At 68.5% G+C, this 19007-nt stretch carries 24 protein-coding genes; 21 read left to right on the forward strand and 3 right to left on the reverse strand.

The genetic code is table 11. The annotated features are described in order from the left end of the window. The first annotated feature begins 1 nt into the window (after window position 1). The 17 genes from AB0D53_RS06035 (at window position 2) to truA (ending at window position 10692) form a co-directional block, all read left to right on the forward strand. The gene (locus AB0D53_RS06035) at window positions 2-187 is read left to right on the forward strand and encodes a type Z 30S ribosomal protein S14 (RefSeq protein WP_003948630.1); all 186 of its coding nucleotides are present in this window, start codon (window positions 2-4) and stop codon (window positions 185-187) included. A 224-nt stretch (window positions 188-411) separates the two neighbouring features. Then, the gene (gene rpsH / locus AB0D53_RS06040; protein ID WP_037688013.1) at window positions 412-810 is read left to right on the forward strand and encodes a 30S ribosomal protein S8; all 399 of its coding nucleotides are present in this window, start codon (window positions 412-414) and stop codon (window positions 808-810) included. Window positions 811-831: 21 nt separating this feature from the next. Next, window positions 832-1371: a 50S ribosomal protein L6 gene (gene rplF / locus AB0D53_RS06045; protein WP_329818618.1), complete on the forward strand. Its 540-nt coding sequence runs from the start codon at window positions 832-834 to the stop codon at window positions 1369-1371. 2 nt (window positions 1372-1373) lie between these two features. After that, on the forward strand, window positions 1374-1757 hold the full coding sequence (gene rplR, locus AB0D53_RS06050) for a 50S ribosomal protein L18 (protein ID WP_093540756.1): 384 nt from the start codon (window positions 1374-1376) through the stop codon (window positions 1755-1757). Between the two features lie 46 nt (window positions 1758-1803). Then, window positions 1804-2409 (forward strand): 30S ribosomal protein S5, encoded by a 606-nt coding sequence (gene rpsE, locus AB0D53_RS06055; RefSeq protein WP_072485533.1) that lies wholly within the window; start codon window positions 1804-1806, stop codon window positions 2407-2409. Then, window positions 2409-2591: a 50S ribosomal protein L30 gene (gene rpmD / locus AB0D53_RS06060; protein ID WP_018550611.1), complete on the forward strand. Its 183-nt coding sequence runs from the start codon at window positions 2409-2411 to the stop codon at window positions 2589-2591. The genes rpsE and rpmD overlap by 1 nt, the downstream gene beginning before the upstream one ends. Window position 2592: 1 nt before the next feature. Further along, window positions 2593-3048, forward strand: coding sequence for a 50S ribosomal protein L15 (gene rplO / locus AB0D53_RS06065; protein WP_329818619.1), 456 nt, complete (start codon window positions 2593-2595; stop codon window positions 3046-3048). Between the two features lie 214 nt (window positions 3049-3262). Further along, window positions 3263-4582 (forward strand): preprotein translocase subunit SecY, encoded by a 1320-nt coding sequence (gene secY / locus AB0D53_RS06070; protein WP_329818620.1) that lies wholly within the window; start codon window positions 3263-3265, stop codon window positions 4580-4582. Further along, window positions 4582-5238: an adenylate kinase gene (locus AB0D53_RS06075; protein ID WP_329818621.1), complete on the forward strand. Its 657-nt coding sequence runs from the start codon at window positions 4582-4584 to the stop codon at window positions 5236-5238. The genes secY and AB0D53_RS06075 overlap by 1 nt, the downstream gene beginning before the upstream one ends. A gap of 137 nt (window positions 5239-5375) precedes the next feature. After that, window positions 5376-6218: a type I methionyl aminopeptidase gene (gene map, locus AB0D53_RS06080; RefSeq protein WP_362440711.1), complete on the forward strand. Its 843-nt coding sequence runs from the start codon at window positions 5376-5378 to the stop codon at window positions 6216-6218. A gap of 204 nt (window positions 6219-6422) precedes the next feature. Beyond that, on the forward strand, window positions 6423-6644 hold the full coding sequence (gene infA / locus AB0D53_RS06085; protein WP_003956442.1) for a translation initiation factor IF-1: 222 nt from the start codon (window positions 6423-6425) through the stop codon (window positions 6642-6644). Window positions 6645-6704: 60 nt separating this feature from the next. Beyond that, window positions 6705-6818 (forward strand): 50S ribosomal protein L36, encoded by a 114-nt coding sequence (gene rpmJ, locus AB0D53_RS06090; RefSeq protein WP_003956441.1) that lies wholly within the window; start codon window positions 6705-6707, stop codon window positions 6816-6818. A gap of 194 nt (window positions 6819-7012) precedes the next feature. Next, complete coding sequence (rpsM, locus tag AB0D53_RS06095) at window positions 7013-7393, forward strand: 30S ribosomal protein S13 (protein ID WP_018519286.1); 381 nt, start codon at window positions 7013-7015, stop codon at window positions 7391-7393. 105 nt (window positions 7394-7498) lie between these two features. Then, window positions 7499-7903 carry a 30S ribosomal protein S11 gene (gene rpsK / locus AB0D53_RS06100; protein WP_003956432.1) on the forward strand — a complete coding sequence of 135 codons (405 nt, stop codon included), beginning with the start codon at window positions 7499-7501 and terminating at the stop codon, window positions 7901-7903. A 133-nt stretch (window positions 7904-8036) separates the two neighbouring features. Next, a complete protein-coding gene (locus AB0D53_RS06105; protein ID WP_003966937.1) occupies window positions 8037-9059 on the forward strand; it encodes a DNA-directed RNA polymerase subunit alpha in 1023 nt (340 codons plus the stop codon). Between the two features lie 180 nt (window positions 9060-9239). Beyond that, window positions 9240-9740 carry a 50S ribosomal protein L17 gene (gene rplQ / locus AB0D53_RS06110; RefSeq protein WP_072486706.1) on the forward strand — a complete coding sequence of 167 codons (501 nt, stop codon included), beginning with the start codon at window positions 9240-9242 and terminating at the stop codon, window positions 9738-9740. Window positions 9741-9837: 97 nt separating this feature from the next. Continuing rightward, entirely contained in the window at window positions 9838-10692 is an 855-nt protein-coding gene (gene truA / locus AB0D53_RS06115; RefSeq protein WP_362440716.1) for a tRNA pseudouridine(38-40) synthase TruA, read from the forward strand. An 18-nt stretch (window positions 10693-10710) separates the two neighbouring features. Here the strand turns inward: truA and AB0D53_RS06120 are convergent, their stop codons facing one another. Next, window positions 10711-12600, reverse strand: coding sequence for a hypothetical protein (locus AB0D53_RS06120; protein ID WP_362440719.1), 1890 nt, complete (start codon window positions 12598-12600; stop codon window positions 10711-10713). Between the two features lie 16 nt (window positions 12601-12616). After that, window positions 12617-13462 (reverse strand): hypothetical protein, encoded by an 846-nt coding sequence (locus AB0D53_RS06125; protein ID WP_362440722.1) that lies wholly within the window; start codon window positions 13460-13462, stop codon window positions 12617-12619. Window positions 13463-13520: 58 nt separating this feature from the next. Between AB0D53_RS06125 and AB0D53_RS06130 the strand changes: the two genes are divergently transcribed. From AB0D53_RS06130 to glmM, 4 genes are all read left to right on the forward strand, one after another. Then, the gene (locus AB0D53_RS06130) at window positions 13521-15149 is read left to right on the forward strand and encodes an ATP-binding cassette domain-containing protein (protein ID WP_362441049.1); all 1629 of its coding nucleotides are present in this window, start codon (window positions 13521-13523) and stop codon (window positions 15147-15149) included. Between the two features lie 344 nt (window positions 15150-15493). Continuing rightward, window positions 15494-15937, forward strand: a complete 444-nt coding sequence (gene rplM / locus AB0D53_RS06135; protein WP_072486702.1) for a 50S ribosomal protein L13 — start codon at window positions 15494-15496, stop codon at window positions 15935-15937. A 44-nt stretch (window positions 15938-15981) separates the two neighbouring features. Beyond that, entirely contained in the window at window positions 15982-16509 is a 528-nt protein-coding gene (rpsI, locus tag AB0D53_RS06140) for a 30S ribosomal protein S9 (RefSeq protein ID WP_072486701.1), read from the forward strand. A gap of 172 nt (window positions 16510-16681) precedes the next feature. Continuing rightward, window positions 16682-18040 carry a phosphoglucosamine mutase gene (gene glmM / locus AB0D53_RS06145; RefSeq protein WP_362440726.1) on the forward strand — a complete coding sequence of 453 codons (1359 nt, stop codon included), beginning with the start codon at window positions 16682-16684 and terminating at the stop codon, window positions 18038-18040. A 10-nt stretch (window positions 18041-18050) separates the two neighbouring features. On the opposite strand, the gene AB0D53_RS06150 is transcribed toward glmM, so the two are convergent. After that, window positions 18051-19007, reverse strand: a complete 957-nt coding sequence (locus AB0D53_RS06150) for a DUF389 domain-containing protein (RefSeq protein ID WP_362440729.1) — start codon at window positions 19005-19007, stop codon at window positions 18051-18053.

Consider the following 19007-nt stretch of genomic DNA (forward strand, 5'->3'; position numbering starts at 1 on the left):
CGTGGCGAAGAAGGCTCTGATCGCTAAGGCCGCCCGTAAGCCGAAGTTCGGCGTTCGCGGGTACACCCGCTGCCAGCGCTGCGGCCGGCCCCACTCCGTCTACCGCAAGTTCGGCCTGTGCCGCGTGTGCCTTCGTGAGATGGCTCACCGTGGCGAGCTGCCGGGCGTGACCAAGAGCTCCTGGTAATTCTCCTTCGCCCTTTGGGCGTTGGGAATTGACGGAAGCTCTCGGTAAGCATCTGGTCGGCAGGATCCCACCCTCACATGCCGTAGGCTTGTGGGGTTGGGCGCCTGCCGCCCAAGACCGACTTACTACGCCGTAGGTCCCCGCACCGCACCCGTCCTGCCTCTGAGTGGGGAGAGGGATGGCGCATACAGGAAACCCCGGCGAGAGAGGCCGAAGGCCAATTCATGACCATGACTGATCCCATCGCAGACATGCTCACGCGTCTGCGTAACGCGAACTCGGCATACCACGACTCCGTCGTGATGCCGCACAGCAAGATCAAGTCGCACATCGCGGAGATCCTCCAGCAGGAGGGCTTCATCACCGGCTGGAAGGTCGAGGACGCCGAGGTCGGCAAGAACCTCGTCCTCGAGCTGAAGTTCGGCCCGAACCGCGAGCGTTCGATTGCCGGCATCAAGCGCATCTCGAAGCCGGGTCTGCGTGTTTACGCAAAGTCCACCAACCTGCCGAAGGTCCTCGGCGGCCTGGGCGTGGCGATCATCTCCACGTCCCACGGTCTCCTGACCGGCCAGCAGGCCAGCAAGAAGGGCGTAGGTGGGGAAGTCCTCGCCTACGTCTGGTAGTCGGGAACGGAGGAATAGCTCATGTCGCGAATCGGCAAGCTCCCCATCCAGGTTCCCGCCGGTGTGGACGTCACCATCGATGGCCGCACGGTCGCGGTGAAGGGCCCCAAGGGCACCCTCACGCACACCGTCGCGTCGCCGATCGAGGTCACCAAGGGTGAGGACGGCTTCCTCAGCGTCACCCGCCCGAACGACGAGCGTCAGAACAAGGCCCTTCACGGCCTGTCCCGCACGCTGGTGGCGAACATGATCACCGGTGTGACCCAGGGATACACCAAGGCGCTCGAGATCAGCGGTGTCGGTTACCGCGTCCAGGCGAAGGGCTCCAACCTGGAGTTCGCCCTGGGCTACAGCCACCCGATCGTCGTCGAGGCGCCGGAAGGCATCACCTTCAAGGTCGAGTCCCCGACCAAGCTGTCTGTCGAGGGAATCGACAAGCAGAAGGTCGGCGAAGTGGCGGCCAACATCCGCAAGCTGCGGAAGCCCGACCCGTACAAGGCGAAGGGCGTCAAGTACGCCGGCGAGGTCATCCGCCGCAAGGTCGGAAAGGCTGGTAAGTAGCCATGGCATACGGCGTGAAGATCGCCAAGGGCGACGCCTACAAGCGTGCCGCCCTCAAGCGTCGCCACATCCGCGTCCGCAAGCACATCTCCGGTTCGCCGGAGCGTCCGCGCTTGGTCGTGACGCGGTCCAACCGCCACATGGTCGCTCAGGTCATCGACGACATCGCGGGCCACACGCTCGCGTCGGCGTCGACCCTGGACGTCTCCATCCGTGGTGGCGAGGGCGACAAGAGCACCCAGGCCAAGCAGGTCGGCGCCCTGGTCGCTGAGCGCGCCAAGGCCGCAGGCGTCGAGGCCGTCGTGTTTGACCGCGGTGGTAACCAGTACGCCGGGCGGATTGCCGCTCTGGCTGACGCCGCCCGTGAAGCCGGTCTGAAGTTCTGAGCCCGGTTCCTACGCACAGCGGACGTAACAGAGAGAGGTAAATCCAATGGCTGGACCCCAGCGCCGCGGAAGCGGTGCCGGTGGCGGCGAGCGGCGGGACCGGAAGGGCCGTGACGGCGGCGCAGCTGCCGCCGAGAAGACCGCGTACGTTGAGCGCGTTGTCGCGATCAACCGCGTCGCCAAGGTTGTGAAGGGTGGTCGTCGCTTCAGCTTCACCGCGCTGGTCGTGGTGGGCGATGGTGACGGCACCGTCGGTGTCGGCTACGGCAAGGCCAAGGAAGTTCCCGCGGCCATCGCCAAGGGCGTGGAAGAGGCCAAGAAGAACTTCTTCAAGGTCCCGCGCATCCAGGGCACCATTCCTCACCCGATCCAGGGCGAGAAGGCCGCGGGCGTCGTCCTGCTGAAGCCTGCTTCCCCCGGTACCGGTGTTATCGCCGGTGGCCCGGTGCGCGCCGTTCTGGAGTGCGCCGGCGTTCACGACATCCTGTCGAAGTCGCTCGGCTCCGACAACGCGATCAACATCGTGCACGCGACCGTGGAGGCCCTCAAGGGCCTGCAGCGTCCCGAGGAGATCGCGGCCCGCCGTGGTCTGCCGCTCGAGGACGTCGCCCCCGCGGCCCTGCTTCGTGCGCGTGCGGGAGCGGGTGCGTAATGGCTCGCCTCAAGATCACGCAGACGAAGTCGTACATCGGCAGCAAGCAGAACCACCGCGACACCCTTCGTTCGCTCGGGCTCAAGCGCCTGCACGACGTGGTTGTCAAGGAGGACCGCCCCGAGTTCCGCGGAATGGTGCACACCGTCCGCCACCTCGTGACGGTCGAGGAGGTCGACTGACATGGCGGAGAACAAGCCGCTGAAGGCCCATGACCTCCGGCCCGCCCCGGGCGCCAAGACCGCCAAGACCCGTGTGGGTCGTGGTGAGGCGTCCAAGGGTAAGACCGCCGGTCGTGGCACCAAGGGCACCAAGGCCCGTTACCAGGTTCCGGAGCGCTTCGAGGGTGGGCAGATGCCCCTCCACATGCGTCTCCCGAAGCTCAAGGGCTTCAAGAACCCGTTCCGCACCGAGTACCAGGTCGTGAACCTGGACAAGCTCGCGACGCTCTACCCCGAGGGTGGAGAGGTCACCGTGGCCGACCTGGTCGCCAAGGGTGCGGTGCGCAACAACCACCTCGTCAAGGTCCTCGGACAGGGCGAGATCTCCGTGGCGCTGCAGGTTTCGGTTGACGCCGTCTCCGCCTCCGCCAAGGAGAAGATTGCCGCCGCCGGCGGCACCGTCACCGAGCTCGTCTGAGACAACTCGATGGCTTGAACATCCGACCGGGGATGCCTCTCATATGGGGCATCCCCGGTTGGTCGTTCCTAGGGGGGCATGGTCGCCGGTAAGGTGGCGTGCGTCGTTGTGTGGTAACCCCTGGGCGCCTGCCCGGGGACTTTGACTGTTTACGTATTCGTCGATCCTCAAGACCGTCACCTCTACGCTCTGCGCGGGGGTCGCAGGAGGCACCGTGCTCACCGCGTTCGCCCGGGCGTTCAAGACGCCCGACCTGCGCAAGAAGCTGCTCTTCACGCTCGGCATCATCGTGCTCTACCGGCTCGGGGCACACATCCCCGTACCGGGAGTGAGCTACGAGAACGTCCAGACCTGTGTTGATCAGGCCAGCAAGGGCAACAACAGCCTCTTCGGCCTGGTGAACATGTTCAGCGGTGGTGCACTGCTGCAGATCACGATCTTCGCGCTCGGCATCATGCCGTACATCACGGCCAGCATCATTCTTCAGCTGCTGACCGTGGTCATCCCCCGACTCGAGGCGCTCAAGAAGGAGGGGCAGTCCGGCCAGGCCAAGATCACGCAGTACACGCGTTATCTGACCGTCGCGCTCGCCATCCTCCAGGGCACCGGCCTGGTGGCCACCGCCACCAGCGGCGCCCTCTTCAGCGGCTGCCCGGTCGCCGACCAGATCGTCCCGAACCAGTCGATCTTCACGACCATCGTCATGGTCATCACGATGACCGCGGGCACCGCGGCCGTCATGTGGCTCGGTGAGCTCATCACCGACCGCGGCATCGGCAACGGCATGTCGATCCTGATGTTCATCTCGATCGCCGCCAGCTTCCCCGGCGCCCTGTGGGCCATCAAGACCAGCGGCAAGCTGGCCGACGGCTGGATCGAGTTCGGCACCGTCATCCTGATCGGTTTCGTGATGGTGGGCCTCGTCGTCTTCGTCGAGCAGGCCCAGCGCCGAATTCCGGTGCAGTACGCGAAGCGCATGATCGGCCGCAGGTCGTACGGCGGTACGTCGACGTACATTCCGCTGAAGGTCAATCAGGCGGGTGTGATTCCCGTCATCTTCGCTTCTTCGCTGCTCTACATTCCCGCCCTGATCGTCCAGTTCTCCAACTCCACCGCGGGCTGGGCGACCTGGATCAAGGACAACTTCGTCAAGGGCGACCACCCGTACTACATCACGGCGTACTTCCTGTTGATCGTCTTCTTCGCCTTCTTCTATGTGGCGATTTCGTTCAACCCCGAGGAAGTCGCCGACAACATGAAGAAGTATGGTGGCTTCATCCCGGGTATCCGGGCTGGTCGACCTACTGCCGAGTACCTGAGCTACGTGCTCAACAGGATCACTTGGCCGGGCTCGCTGTACCTGGGTCTGATCGCTCTTGTGCCGACGATGGCGTTGGCAGGCTTCGGCGGCGCAAACCAGAACTTCCCGTTCGGCGGGACGAGCATCCTCATCATCGTGGGTGTGGGTCTGGAGACCGTGAAGCAGATCGAGAGTCAGCTCCAGCAGCGCAATTACGAAGGGTTCCTCCGCTGATGCGAATCGTCCTCGTCGGGCCGCCCGGTGCCGGCAAGGGAACGCAGGCTGCGTACCTTGCCAAGAACCTGTCGATTCCGCAGATCTCCACGGGCGATCTCTTCCGCGCCAACATCAGCCAGGGCACCGACCTTGGCAAGCAGGCCCGCTCCTTCATGGACGCAGGCAAGTTGGTCCCGGACGAGGTCACCATCGGGATGGCCAAGGACCGCATGTCCCAGCCGGACGCCGAGAACGGTTTCCTGCTGGACGGCTTCCCGCGCAATGTGGGTCAGGCCGAGGCCCTTGACGAGATGCTCAAGAGCGAGGGCACGAAGCTCGACGCGGTCCTGGACCTGGAGGTCCCCGAGGACGAGGTGGTCAAGCGCATCGCCGGCCGCCGGATCTGCCGGAACGACGGCTCGCACGTCTTCCACGTGACGTACAACCCGCCGAAGGCCGAGGGCGTCTGCGACGTCTGCGGCGGCGAGCTGTACCAGCGCGACGACGACACCGAGGACACCGTCCGGACCCGGCTGGAGGTCTACCACTCGCAGACCGAGCCGATCATCGACTACTACCGGGCCCAGAACCTGGTGGTCACCATCTCCGCGCTCGGCAAGGTCAACGATGTGACCGAGCGTGCGATGGAGGCTCTCAAGTCCGACCAGGGCTGAGCGAAACACCCGCAGTACTCGTGCATTCGGCCGCGGCGTCCATGGGCGCCGCGGCCGACTGTTTGCGCCGTATCGTTGTGTGAGTACGCCGCAGACGTCACCGTTCGACGCAGTCCGATGCAGAGAGGCGCCACGCAATGGTGCAGATCAAGACCCCCGAGCAGATCGCGAAGATGCGCGAGGCGGGGCTGGTGGTCGCTGCCATTCACGCGGCCACCCGCGAGGCGGCGGTGCCCGGCGCCACCACGCTCGACCTGGACCAGGTCGCCCGCAAGGTGATCGCCGATCACGGTGCGAAGTCGAACTTCCTCGGGTACGGCGGTTTCCCCGCGACCATCTGCACCTCGGTCAACGAGGTCGTCGTCCACGGCATCCCGGACGACAAGACCGTCCTCAAGGACGGCGACATCATCTCCATCGACGCCGGCGCGATCGTCGACGGCTGGCACGGCGACGCCGCCTACACGGCCTTCGTGGGCACCGGTCACGCTCCGGAGCTGGTCGAGCTCTCCCGGGTGACCGAGGAGTCCATGTGGGCCGGCATCGCCGCGATGAAGGTGAACAACCGCCTGGTCGACATCTCGAAGGCGATCGAGTCGTACATCCGCCGCCAGCCCCGCCCCGCCACCGGCAAGTACGGGATCATCGAGGACTACGGCGGCCACGGCATCGGCACCGAGATGCACATGGACCCGCACCTGCTGAACTACGTCGCGCGCAAGCGCGGCAAGGGCATCAAGCTCGTCCCCGGCGTCTGCCTGGCGATCGAGCCGATGGTCTCGCTCGGTACCGCGCGGACCGAGGTGCTCCAGGACGACTGGACCGTCATCACGACCGACGGCACCTGGTCCTCCCACTGGGAGCACTCGATCGCCCTCACCGAGCAGGGCCCCCTGGTCCTGACCGCCCCCGACTGCGGCAGGGCGAAGCTGGCGCAGTACGGCGTCGAGGTGGCGCCGGACCCTTTCCCGAAGTCCTGAGGACCAGGGGACACCCCATTGGCTGACGGCCCCCGGGGGATTTGACCTGCTTGTGGAGGTCTAAGGATCTCCCCGGGTGGGCAAACTTGACGGATTCGTCTTTTGGGGTCCGCTGACGTAGACTGACTCGTCGGCTGTCGTGCATCAGTGTGTCCGCATGCGATGCCGAGAGTCGATCAAGGTAGCCGATTCGAAAGGCGAAGCGTGGCCAAGAAGCAAGGTGCCATCGAAATTGAGGGCACCGTGATCGAGTCCCTCCCGAACGCCATGTTCAAGGTGGAACTCCAGAACGGTCACAAGGTCCTCGCGCACATCAGCGGCAAGATGCGGATGCACTACATCCGAATCCTTCCGGATGACCGGGTCGTCGTGGAGCTCTCCCCGTACGACCTGACGCGTGGCCGGATCGTCTACCGCTACAAGTAGATCTTGCCTCCACCTCGCTTCCGCGTGGTGACGGCACTGACCCGGAGAACCTGACATCCCATGAAGGTCAAGCCGAGCGTCAAGAAGATCTGCGACAAGTGCAAGGTGATCCGCCGTCACGGTCGGGTCATGGTCATCTGCGACAACCTGCGCCACAAGCAGCGCCAGGGCTGACGCACGACCCCCTGCATCTCGCAGCACTTCGCGCGACGCACGTAATACGTACATACGCAGAGTCCGTCCAAGCTTCGGCTGACGACACCTCCGGTGGGGGCCGGGGACCCGGGCGTACCACCTCTCCTCGTGAGGGGTCGGCGATCGGGAGCGGCACTGCGGAAGACCCCCGAATGAACAACTGGAGCCATTGAATGGCACGCGTTTCAGGTGTTGACATCCCGCGCGAAAAGCGCGTGGAGGTTGCCCTCACCTACGTCTTCGGTATCGGGCGCACCCGGTCCAAGGAGATTCTCGCCACCACTGGCGTGAACCCCAACACCCGCGTTCGCGACCTGGCCGAAGAGGACCTGGTCAAGATCCGCGAGTACGTGGACGCCAACCTCCGCACCGAGGGTGACCTCCGTCGCGAGATCCAGGCCGACATCCGCCGCAAGGTCGAGATCGGCTGCTACCAGGGTCTGCGTCACCGCCGCGGCCTGCCGGTCCACGGCCAGCGCACCAGCACGAACGCTCGTACCCGCAAGGGCCCGCGTCGCGCGATCGCCGGCAAGAAGAAGCCGGGCAAGAAGTAGTCCTCAGCGGACGCACTGCGGGCGTCCGGGCCACCGGTCATCCGCAGCAACCAGCGGTCTTCGCTGTAGGACCGATCACCTCCCCTCTCCATCTGGAGTCAAGACATGCCCCCCAAGGGTCGTCAGGGCGCAGCCAAGAAGGTGCGTCGCAAGGAAAAGAAGAACGTCGCTCACGGCCACGCGCACATCAAGAGCACGTTCAACAACACCATCGTCTCGATCACGGACCCCTCGGGCAACGTGATCTCCTGGGCCTCCGCCGGCCACGTCGGCTTCAAGGGCTCGCGCAAGTCCACCCCCTTCGCCGCGCAGATGGCCGCCGAGTCGGCCGCCCGCCGCGCGCAGGAGCACGGCATGCGCAAGGTTGACGTCTTCGTGAAGGGTCCGGGCTCCGGCCGCGAGACCGCGATCCGTTCGCTCCAGGCCACCGGCCTGGAGGTCGGTTCGATCCAGGACGTCACCCCCACCCCGCACAACGGATGCCGCCCGCCCAAGCGTCGCCGCGTCTGATTTCTTCGGGCTCTGCTCCAGGCAGTAGCCCGTGGGTCCGGGCGGTACGGCCCCTTCGGGGTCGTACCGCCCGTACCCTTGTCAGTATCTGGGGGCGTCAAATAGTGGGCGCCCACGACTGAAGGAACGCAACATGCTTATCGCTCAGCGTCCGTCGCTGACCGAAGAGGTCGTTGACGAGTTCCGCTCCCGGTTCGTCATCGAGCCGCTGGAGCCGGGCTTCGGCTACACCCTCGGCAACTCTCTCCGCCGTACGCTCCTCTCCTCGATCCCCGGTGCCGCTGTCACCAGCATCCGGATCGACGGTGTCCTGCACGAGTTCACCACCGTGCCGGGCGTCAAGGAGGACGTCACCGACCTCATCCTCAACATCAAGCAGCTGGTCGTCTCCTCGGAGCACGACGAGCCGGTCGTGATGTACCTGCGCAAGCAGGGTCCGGGCCTGGTCACCGCTGCCGACATCGCGCCGCCGGCCGGTGTCGAGGTGCACAACCCGGACCTGGTCCTCGCCACGCTCAACGGCAAGGGCAAGCTGGAGATGGAGCTGACCGTCGAGCGCGGTCGCGGCTACGTCTCCGCCGTCCAGAACAAGCAGGTGGGCCAGGAGATCGGCCGTATCCCGGTCGACTCCATCTACTCGCCGGTGCTCAAGGTCACGTACAAGGTCGAGGCGACCCGTGTCGAGCAGCGCACCGACTTCGACAAGCTGATCGTCGACGTCGAGACCAAGCAGGCCATGCGTCCGCGTGACGCCATGGCTTCGGCCGGCAAGACCCTGGTCGAGCTGTTCGGTCTGGCGCGCGAGCTCAACATCGACGCCGAGGGCATCGACATGGGCCCGTCCCCGACGGACGCCGCGCTCGCCGCCGATCTGGCGCTGCCGATCGAGGAGCTGGAGCTCACGGTCCGTTCGTACAACTGCCTCAAGCGCGAGGGCATCCACTCCGTGGGTGAGCTCGTGGCTCGTTCCGAGGCCGACCTGCTCGACATCCGCAACTTCGGTGCGAAGTCGATCGACGAGGTCAAGGCGAAGCTGGCCGGTATGGGCCTCGCGCTGAAGGACTCGCCTCCCGGCTTCGACCCGACCGCCGCCGCCGACGCCTTCGGCGCCGACGACGACGCGGACGCCGGTTTCGTGGAGACCGAGCAGTACTGATCCGCCTCCGGCAGGGGTGCCCGGGTTTCCGGGTGCCCCTGACCGGGCGAGGGCTTTGTCCTCGATCGCCGGACGGGCTTGATCCTGCCCGCCGGCTCCTGAACTTCCGTGCGGCGGCCGCCGCACGGGAACTGACACCGGTACCTGATACGGCCGGTGCAGCACACAAGGAGAAACACCATGCCGAAGCCCGCCAAGGGTGCCCGTCTGGGCGGCAGCGCCGCGCACGAGAAGCTGCTTCTCAACAACCTCGCGAAGTCGCTGTTCGAGCACGGCCGCATCACCACGACCGAGGCCAAGGCCCGTCGCCTGCGTCCGGTCGCCGAGCGTTTCATCACCAAGGCGAAGAAGGGCGACATCCACAACCGTCGCCTGGTGCTGCAGTCGATCACGGACAAGGGCGTCGTGCACACGCTCTTCACCGAGATCGCCCCGCGGTACGAGAACCGCCCCGGTGGTTACACCCGCATCACCAAGATCGGCAACCGTCGTGGCGACAACGCCCCGATGGCGGTCATCGAGCTGGTCGAGGCGCTGACCGTGGCCCAGCAGGCCACCGGTGAGGCCGAGGCCGCCACGAAGCGTGCGGTCAAGGAAGACGCCCTCAAGAAGGACGAGGCTCCGGCCGAGGCCGTCGAGGACGCCAAGCCGGCCGACGACGCCGAGTCCAAGGACGCCTGAGCGTTCTGAGACCACTGGACGGGCCCGCATCACCCTTCGGGGCGGTGCGGGCCCGTTCCGTATGTACCTGTGAGCAGCTGCGGAAAAGGACCCTTGGGTGAGTGACGACGTGGAGCCCGGCTTCGTACGGGTGCGGCTGGACCTGGCCTACGACGGCAAGGACTTCTCGGGCTGGGCGAAGCAGACCGCCAGGCGGACCGTCCAGGGGGAGATCGAGGACGCGCTGCGGACCGTGACGCGGTCCTCGCGGACGTACGACCTGACCGTCGCCGGGCGGACCGATGCCGGGGTGCACGCGCGGGGGCAGGTCGCGCATGTGGATCTGCCGGACGAGGTGTGGGCCGAGCACGGGGAGAAGCTGCTGCGGCGGATGGCCGGGCGGATGGCGCCCGATGTGCGGATCTGGCGGATCGCGCCGGCGCCCGACGGTTTCAACGCGCGCTTCTCGGCGCTGTGGCGTCGCTACGCCTACCGCGTCGCCGACCGGCCCGGCGGGGTGGATCCGCTGGTGCGCGGTCATGTGCTCTGGCACGACCGGCCGTTGGACCTGGCGGCCATGAACGAGGCGGCCGCCCGGATGGTCGGGGAGCACGACTTCGCCGCGTACTGCAAGAAGCGCGAGGGCGCGACGACCATCCGTACGCTCCAGAAGCTGAGCTGGGAACGGGACGGGGCGACCGGGATCCTGACGGCGACCGTGCAGGCGGACGCGTTCTGCCACAACATGGTCCGCGCGCTGATCGGGGCGGCGCTCTTCGTCGGGGACGGGCGCCGTCCGGCGGAGTGGCCGGCCCAGGTGCTCGCGGCCCGGGTCCGGGACCCCGGGGTGCACGTGGTGCGTCCGCACGGGCTGACGCTGGAGGAAGTCGCGTACCCGGCCGACGAGTTGCTGGCCGCCCGGGCCGTGGAGGCGCGCAATGTGCGCACGCTCCCCGGGGGCGGCTGCTGCTGACGCCCGGAGCGCCCGCTCCTACTCCGGGGCCGTCGTGTGCGCCCGACGGCGGCGCCAGGCGCGTGTCATTGCGATGGCCGGGTACAGGGCCAGGAGGGTGTACGCCGTCGCGTGCGCCGGGGGGACGCCGGGCGCCGTCCAGCCGTGCACCGAGGCTGCCGTGAACAGCAGCAGGCCCAGCGTGCGCAGCACCCACCAGCGCGGCCGCCGGGGCCGGAACGCGCCCGGCGGCGCCGGGTGTTCGCCGTCCCGGGTGGTGAGCGCGGAGCCCATGCCGGCCAGCAGGCCCCGCCGGGTGAGCACCCGGGCGCCCGGCAGGGTGTCCAGGACGTCCGGGCGCTCGCCGAAGCCCGGGGGGAGCGGGGGCAGGGAGAGCGCCGCCAGGAGGTCCGCCTGGTGGCGGGGCGGGTTGCCGGTGGAGCGCAGGACGTGCGTCAGCGGGCGGGGGTCCGGGAGCGCGAAGGCGCGGGCCAGGGCCTCGGCCGTGGCGGTGACCGCGGCGTGGTCGGGGGCCGGGGAGGTGGCGTCCCACTCGTGGGCGGCCAGCGGCCGGCCCTTGAGGAACAGCGTGAGCCCGCAGCGTTCGGGGGTGCGGCGCAGAACCAGCGTGGGCCACTTCTCGCCGGTGGTGAAGTTGTCCGCCGCCGTGGTCAGCGGGTCCTCGGTGGACAGGACCGAGCGCTTGGCCGGGCGGGCGTCGGCGACCGCCTCGACATAGGTGTGGGTGTCGGTCGCGGGGGCGGTACGGAGCGAGACGCCGCACATCAGCGCCGCCTGAGCCACGGCCGCCGGGCGGGCCGCCGCTATCGCGACCGCGCAGGGCGCGCCGGGCGCCCGGCCGGGGGCGGGGGCCGGTGCGGTGCGGGGCTGCGGGGGACGGCCGAAGAAGGGGGTCCGGGACGCCAGTTGGACACGGGTGCCGGAGCGGGTTTCGAGGAACTCCTGGCGCGGGTCGTCGCCGAAGTACGCCCAGGGGTACTTGGTGGCGCGGGTGCCGATGCCGCGGAAGGCGTCGAGCGCTTCGTCCCAGCGCTCCGTGCGCAGCAGCATCAGGGCCAGGCAGTTGCGGAAACCGGCCGCCTCCCGGCTGTCCGGCGCGTACGCCGCGGAGAGGTCCAGGGCGCGGGCGACCGCGGCCTCGACGCGCGGCGCGTACGGATCGGGGCCGGGCGGTGCGCCGGGGGAGAGCACCGTGTACTCCAGCGCCGCGGACAGGGGCAGCGCGTGCAGCTTCGAACCGGGCGGGGCCGTGTCGGCCGCGCGCTCGGCGAAGTCGAACATCTCCGTGTGCGAGCCGTGCCACTTCGCGCAGAGGTACGTGAGGGCGGCGGTGTGGCATCCGTAGTGGTGCGGGTCGAGGGCCAGCGCCTGCGCCCAGTACTCGTCGAAGACCTCGCGGGGGGCCTGGCTGCCCAGCGCGTGGGTCAGGGCGATGCGCCAGGGCACCGGGTCGGCGGGGTTGAGCTCGGCCGCCCTGCCGATCACCGGTGCGGCGTCCTCCAGCAGCGCGAAGAAGGCCCGGAACTGGTCGGGCGTGACCTGTCCGGAGCCCTCCCCGGTGCGCACCTCCCACGCCCGGTGGACGCAGAGGTCCGCCCAGACCAGGGCCGCGTCCGGGTCCTCGGGGTGCCCGGCCCGCCAGGCGTCCAGCCAGCCGGGGTTGTGCAGGGCGGCCTCCGCGAGCCGCGACACGTAACCGTCCCTCAGCTCCCACTGCCGGTGCTCCCGGGTCTGGGCGAGCAGCTCCCGGGCGGGGCCGTGGTCCCCGTCGGCGGCCGAGGCCAGGGCCGCCCGGAGCGCGGGGTCCGGGGCGTCGACGGACACCGCCTCGTCGGGCGGCAGATCGGCGCCGACGGACGCGCTGTGGCGCAGTACGCGGGGAAGGGTGAGCAGGAACGGAAGGCGCACGTGACCCCGGTGCCCGTCAGCCGGTCTGCGCGGTGGCCGCGGCCGAGGCCTGGAGTTCGCCGCGGCGGTGGATCTGACGGAACGTGAAGTTCGTCAGGTCGTCGCCGGTGGCGTAGACGTTCTTGTCGCCCGTGGTGACGCTCTTGCCGCTGGTGAACCCGCTGATCGCGAAGTAGGCGTACCGGCCGTAGGAGTTGGCGGTACGGCGGCAGACCGATCCCGGTGGGCAGAAGGCCGGCACGCCCGCGCCGCTGAGCGTGGCGACGCTGCCGGTGGCCTGCTGGGCCGCCTTCTTGGCCTGTGCCTCCGTGGGGAAGACCGCGAGGCCGACGGTGACCGCGACGCCGTCCTTGCTGTACGTGGCCCGTATGACCTGGTCGCAGCCGTTGTTCACCAGGATCGAGCCGAGCGCGCCCTTCGTGGTCGCGGCGCAGCTCTTCGTCTGCTGCGTCGCGCCCTTGACGTAGACCCGGTCGCCCATCGTCAGCTTCTTGCCGGGGAAGAACGCGTCGACGGTGATCGGCGCCCGGTCCTTCTTCGCGCTGGAGATGAAGTCCTTCGGGTTCGGCGGGGGCGGCGGGGCCACCGAGGAGAAGGACGGTTCGGGCTCGGCGGTCTCGTTCGGCAGGTCGGTCGCGGCGGGCAGTTCGCTCGCGTGCTTGCCGGAGGTGTTGCTCTTGTTGGTCGAGATGACCGCCGTGGCCACGATCGCGCCGATCGCCGCGGTGGCGAGCACGCCACCGCCGATCAGCAGCCACTTCTTGCGTCGGTTGCGCGCGGCGGACTCGTCGGCCAGCGCTGCCCAGTCCGGAGTCTGTGTGCCCCCGGGCCCCCAGGAGGGCCCCCCTTGCCCAAAGCTCATGCCGCGAATCCTAGAGGAGACGTAAACCGGTTGGGCCAGGGCTTCGCGGGCCGTGACAATGCTGTGCATGGGACATCTCGAAGCGGGCCATCTGGAGTACTACCTACCGGACGGGCGGGTGCTGCTCGGCGACGCTTCCTTCCGGGTCGCGGACGGGGCCGTCGTCGCCCTCGTGGGAGCCAACGGGGCCGGCAAGACGACGCTGCTCAGGCTGCTTGCCGGGGAGCTCCAGCCGCACGGCGGTTCCGTGTCGGTGAGCGGCGGGCTCGGGGTGATGCAGCAGTTCGTGGGCTCCGTACGGGACGAACGCACGGTCCGGGACCTGCTCGTCTCGGTGTCCCAGCCGCGTATCCGGGAGGCGGCCCTGGCGGTCGACAGGGCGGAGGAGCTGATCCTCACCGTCGACGACGAGGCCGCGCAGATGAAGTACGCGCAGGCCCTGAGCGACTGGGCGGAGGCCCGGGGGTACGAGGCCGAGACCGTCTGGGACATGTGCACCACGGCCGCGCTCGGCGTCCCGTACGAGAAGGCGCAGTGGCGCGAGGTGCGCACGCTGTCCGGCGGTGAGCAGAAGCGGCTGGTGCTGGAGGCGCTGCTGCGCGGCCCCGACGAGGTGCTGCTGCTCGACGAGCCGGACAACTATCTCGACGTGCCCGGCAAGCGGTGGCTGGAGGGGAAGCTCAAGGAGACCCGTAAGACGGTCCTGTTCGTCTCCCACGACCGCGAGCTGCTGTCCCGGGCCGCGGAGAAGATCGTCAGCGTGGAGCCGAGCCCGGCGGGCAGCGACGTGTGGGTGCACGGCGCCGGCTTCGACACGTACCACCAGGCCCGCAAGGACCGGTTCGCCCGGTTCGAGGAGCTGCTGCGGCGCTGGGAGGAGGAGCACGCCCGGCTGAAGGCGCTGGTCCACCGGCTGCGGCAGCAGGCGGCGATCAGCCCCGACATGGCGTCCCGCTACCGGGCGATGCAGACCCGCTTCAAGAAGTTCGAGGACGCGGGCCCGCCGCCGGAGCCGCCGCGCGAGCAGGACATCAAGATGCGGCTGCGCGGCGGCCGGACCGGGGTGCGTGCGGTGACCTGCAAGAACCTTGAGCTGACCGGGCTGATGAAGCCGTTCGACCTGGAGATCTTCTACGGGGAACGGGTCGCCGTGCTCGGCTCGAACGGATCGGGGAAGTCGCACTTCCTGCGGCTCCTCGCGGGCGAGCCGGTCGCGCACACGGGGGAGTGGAAGCTCGGGGCCCGGGTCGTGCCGGGGCACTTCGCGCAGACCCACGCCCATCCGGAGCTGCTGGGCAAGACGCTCGTCGAGATCCTGTGGACGGAGCACGCCAAGGACCGCGGCGGGGCGATGTCCGTGCTGCGCCGCTACGAGCTGGAGCGCCAGGGCGACCAGCCCTTCGAGAAGCTGTCCGGGGGGCAGCAGGCGCGGTTCCAGATCCTGCTCCTGGAGCTGGCCGGAACGACCGCGCTGCTGCTGGACGAGCCGACGGACAACCTGGACCTGGAGTCGGCGGAGGCGCTGCAGGACGGCCTGGAGGCGTACGAGGGGACGGTGGTGTCCGTCACGCACGACCGGTGGTTCGCGAAGTCCTTCGACCGCTATCTGGTGTTCGGCTCGGACGGGGTCGTACGGGAGACGGTGGAGCCGGTGTGGGACGAGCGGCGGGTGGAACGGGCCCGGTGACGCGGCCGCTCCACGGCCGGGGGACGACCCGCACCGGCCGGCCCGTCCGGCGAGTGAGGACCGAACCCCCGGCAGTGGGGCCGACCGGGCCGGGGAACCCCGCTGCCGCCCGCCCGGGGGCCACGCGTTTTGACCCGTCCGGGGCAGGGCGGGTAGTCTCGTCGATTGTTATGCGTATTGGCTTCGTCGTTCTCACGCGTAGGGCCCTTACGTAGGTTCTCTGGAGCAGTTACCAGTGGCTCGCATACGGGCAGCGTCCCCGGCATTGTGGGCCCCAGCTGCATGATCGCTTCAGAGGTGCCATGTGTCTGGACCCCATCCACTGAAGAAGCGAAGGCTACGAAGTGCGTACGTACAGCCCCAAGCCCGGCGATGTGACGCGCCAGTGGCACATCATTGACGCGCAGGACATCGTCCTGGGCCGTCTGGCCACCACGGCTGCGAACCTCCTCCGCGGCAAGCACAAGGCGATCTACGCCCCCCACATGGACATGGGCGACTTCGTCATCATCATCAACGCCGAGAAGGTTCACCTCTCCGGCAACAAGAAGACCCAGAAGATGGCGTACCGCCACTCCGGGTTCCCGGGTGGTCTGCGCTCCGTCCGTTACGACGAGCTGCTCGCCAAGAGCCCCGAGAAGGCCGTCGAGAAGGCCATCAAGGGCATGATCCCCAAGAACAGCCTGGGCCGTCAGATGCTCTCGAAGCTCAAGGTCTACGCGGGCGACCAGCACCCGCACGCTGCTCAGCAGCCGGTCCCGTTCGAGATCACCCAGGTCGCGCAGTAGTTCCGGCCTCCCCCTAAGACCAAAAGAAAGATCTGAGGAGAATCGTGGCCGAGACCACTGTTGAGAACCCCGTCGAGGGCACCGAGGGCGAAGAGGTCTTCGCCGAGGTGACCACCTTCGAGTCCGAGGTTCCCGTCGAGGGCGAGTACACCAGCGAGTCGCTGGCCTCCCGCTTCGGCGACCCGCAGCCTGCCGCCGGCCTTGGCCGTCGGAAGAACGCCATCGCCCGCGTCCGGATCGTTCCGGGCACCGGCAAGTGGAAGATCAACGGTCGCACCCTTGAGGACTACTTCCCCAACAAGGTGCACCAGCAGGAAGTCAACGAGCCCTTCAAGGTGCTCGAGCTCGACAACCGCTACGACGTCATCGCCCGCATCTCGGGTGGCGGCGTCTCGGGTCAGGCCGGCGCCCTGCGTCTCGGTGTGGCTCGTGCGCTGAACGAGGCCGACGTGGACAACAACCGTCCCACGCTGAAGAAGGCCGGCTTCCTCTCCCGCGACGACCGTGCGGTCGAGCGCAAGAAGGCCGGTCTCAAGAAGGCCCGCAAGGCCCCGCAGTACAGCAAGCGCTAATCCGCCTGCTCATCCTGCTGTACACGTTCGCCCCGGCGGCACACTTCGTGCTGCCGGGGCGTTCGTTTATCGGCACCCTCGGGCGTATAACGGCATAAGGCGTTCATATGCTTGTTGCGTTGCTTTGGTTGTTTTTGGTTTTGCGGTTTCGGAGCATCTTCGGAGGACACCAGTGGGACGACTCTTCGGCACGGACGGTGTGCGCGGTGTCGCCAATGCGGATCTGACGGCCGAGCTGGCGCTCGGTCTCTCGGTCGCTGCGGCGCATGTTCTCGCCGAGGGGAGCACCTCCGACGGAACCAGGCCGACAGCCGTGGTGGGCCGCGACCCACGCGCGTCCGGAGAGTTCCTGGAGGCCGCCGTGGTGGCCGGCCTCGCCAGTGCCGGCGTGGACGTCCTGCGTGTCGGTGTGGTGCCCACCCCCGCGGTGGCGTACCTCACCGGCGCGCTCGGTGCCGACCTCGGCGTGATGCTCTCCGCGAGCCACAACTCCATGCCGGACAACGGTGTCAAGTTCATCGCCCGCGGCGGTCACAAGCTCTCCGACGAGCTGGAGGACCGGATCGAGACGATCTACCGGCAGCACCGCACCGGTGAGCCGTGGGAGCGTCCGACCGGCGCCGGTGTGGGACGTGTCACCGAGTACGCGGAGGGCTTCGACCGTTACGTGGCCCACCTGGTCGCGGTCCTGCCGAACCGGCTCGACGGGCTGAAGGTCGTGCTCGACGAGGCGCACGGCGCGGCCTCCCGGGTCTCGCCCGAGGCCTTCGCACGGGCCGGCGCCGAAGTGATCACGATCGGTGCCGACCCGAACGGCCTGAACATCAACGACGGCTGCGGATCCACCCACCTGGAGCCGCTGAAGGCCGCCGTCGTCGAGCACGGCGCCGACTTCGGCATCGCGCACGACGGCGACGCCGACCGCTGCCTGGCCGTGGACGCCTCGGGCGAGGAGGTCGACGGCGACCAGATCCTGGCGGTCCTCGCCCTCGCCATGCGCGAGGCCGGACAGCTGCGCAAGGACACCGTGGTCGGCACCGTCATGTCCAACCTCGGCTTCAAGATCGCGATGGAGCGGGAGGGCATCCAGCTCGTCCAGACCGCCGTCGGCGACCGCTACGTGCTGGAGTCGATGAAGGCCGAGGGATACGCGCTGGGCGGCGAGCAGTCCGGCCATGTCATCGTCCTGGACCACGCCACGACCGGCGACGGCACCCTGACCGGCCTGCTGCTGGCGGCCCGGGTCGCCGCCACCGGCCGCACCCTCGCCGACCTGGCCGGGGTCATGCAGCGGCTGCCGCAGCTGCTGATCAACGTCCGCGACGTCGACAAGTCCCGCGTCGGGACCTCCCCCGAGATCGCCGAGGCCGTGGCCGAGGCCGAGGCCGAGCTGGGCTCCACCGGACGCGTGCTGCTGCGCCAGTCGGGCACGGAGCCGCTGGTGCGGGTCATGGTCGAGGCGGCCGACATCGAGCAGGCACGGGCGGTCGCCGAGCGGCTGGCCGACGTGGTGAAGTCCGCGCTGGGATAGTGCTCGGCGGTCAGTCGCCGGACGGGTTCACTATGAGGCCCGTCCGGCGGCGGTGCGCCCTCCACAGGACCTTCTGGACCAGCAGGGTCAGCGTCCCCGCGACCACGATCCCGCCGAGGTTCGCCAGCAGCTGCGTCACGGAGCCCGTCATCTGGTGGTAGTCGCTGTAGCTGAACGCCACCGCCGCGTTGGACGCGGCCGGCACGGTCGTCACCGAGATGGCGACCCCGATCAGCGCCCCGGACTTCGCCGAGGTCAGCGAGAGCGTGCCGGCGATCCCGGCCAGGAAGGCCACCACGAACGACATCGCGTCGGGCTTCCAGATGAACGCCGTGTTGGGACGGTCGCCCTCGATCATCGAGCGGGTGAACAGCCCCAGGCCGTCCATCAGCCAGGCGAAGCCGACCGTCAGCGCCATCGCCAGGGCGAAGCCGCCGATCAGCGCGTACAGGGAACGCAGCGCCAGCCGCGGAGCGCGCTGCACCAGGGCCGTCGAGATCCCGGCCAGCGGCCCGAACTCCGGGCCGACCGCCATCGCGCCCACGATCAGGATCGCGTTGTCGAGCATCACACCGCAGGCGGCGAGCATCACCGCGACGGTGAGGAACGCCACGTACGTGACGCTGAACGTCGACTCCTCGTGGGTCGCCTCCGTCAGCTCCTCCCACAGCACCGCGTCCGCGCCCTCGCCCGGCGCGTCCTCCTCGGCCTTGTCGGCGTGGGCGGAGAGCGTCAGATCCATGTTCTCGACGGTGATCGAGCCGGACTTGTCGATACCGAGACGGCGCAGCGCGGAGATCAGCTCGTCGCCCGCCTCACGGGCCACGTCGCAGAGCACCACGTCCCCCGCGGGGTTGCGGGCGGCCCCGGCCATCACGACGAGATGGGTCGTGCCCAGAGTGTGCTCCAGCAGGTGCAGCACCTCGTCCGTACGGTCGGCGGGGACGATCAGGCGCAGATGCAGCAC

It is taken from the genome of Streptomyces sp. NPDC048295, from assembly GCF_040652135.1.
In the GTDB taxonomy this organism is placed as follows: Bacteria; Actinomycetota; Actinomycetes; order Streptomycetales; family Streptomycetaceae; genus Streptomyces.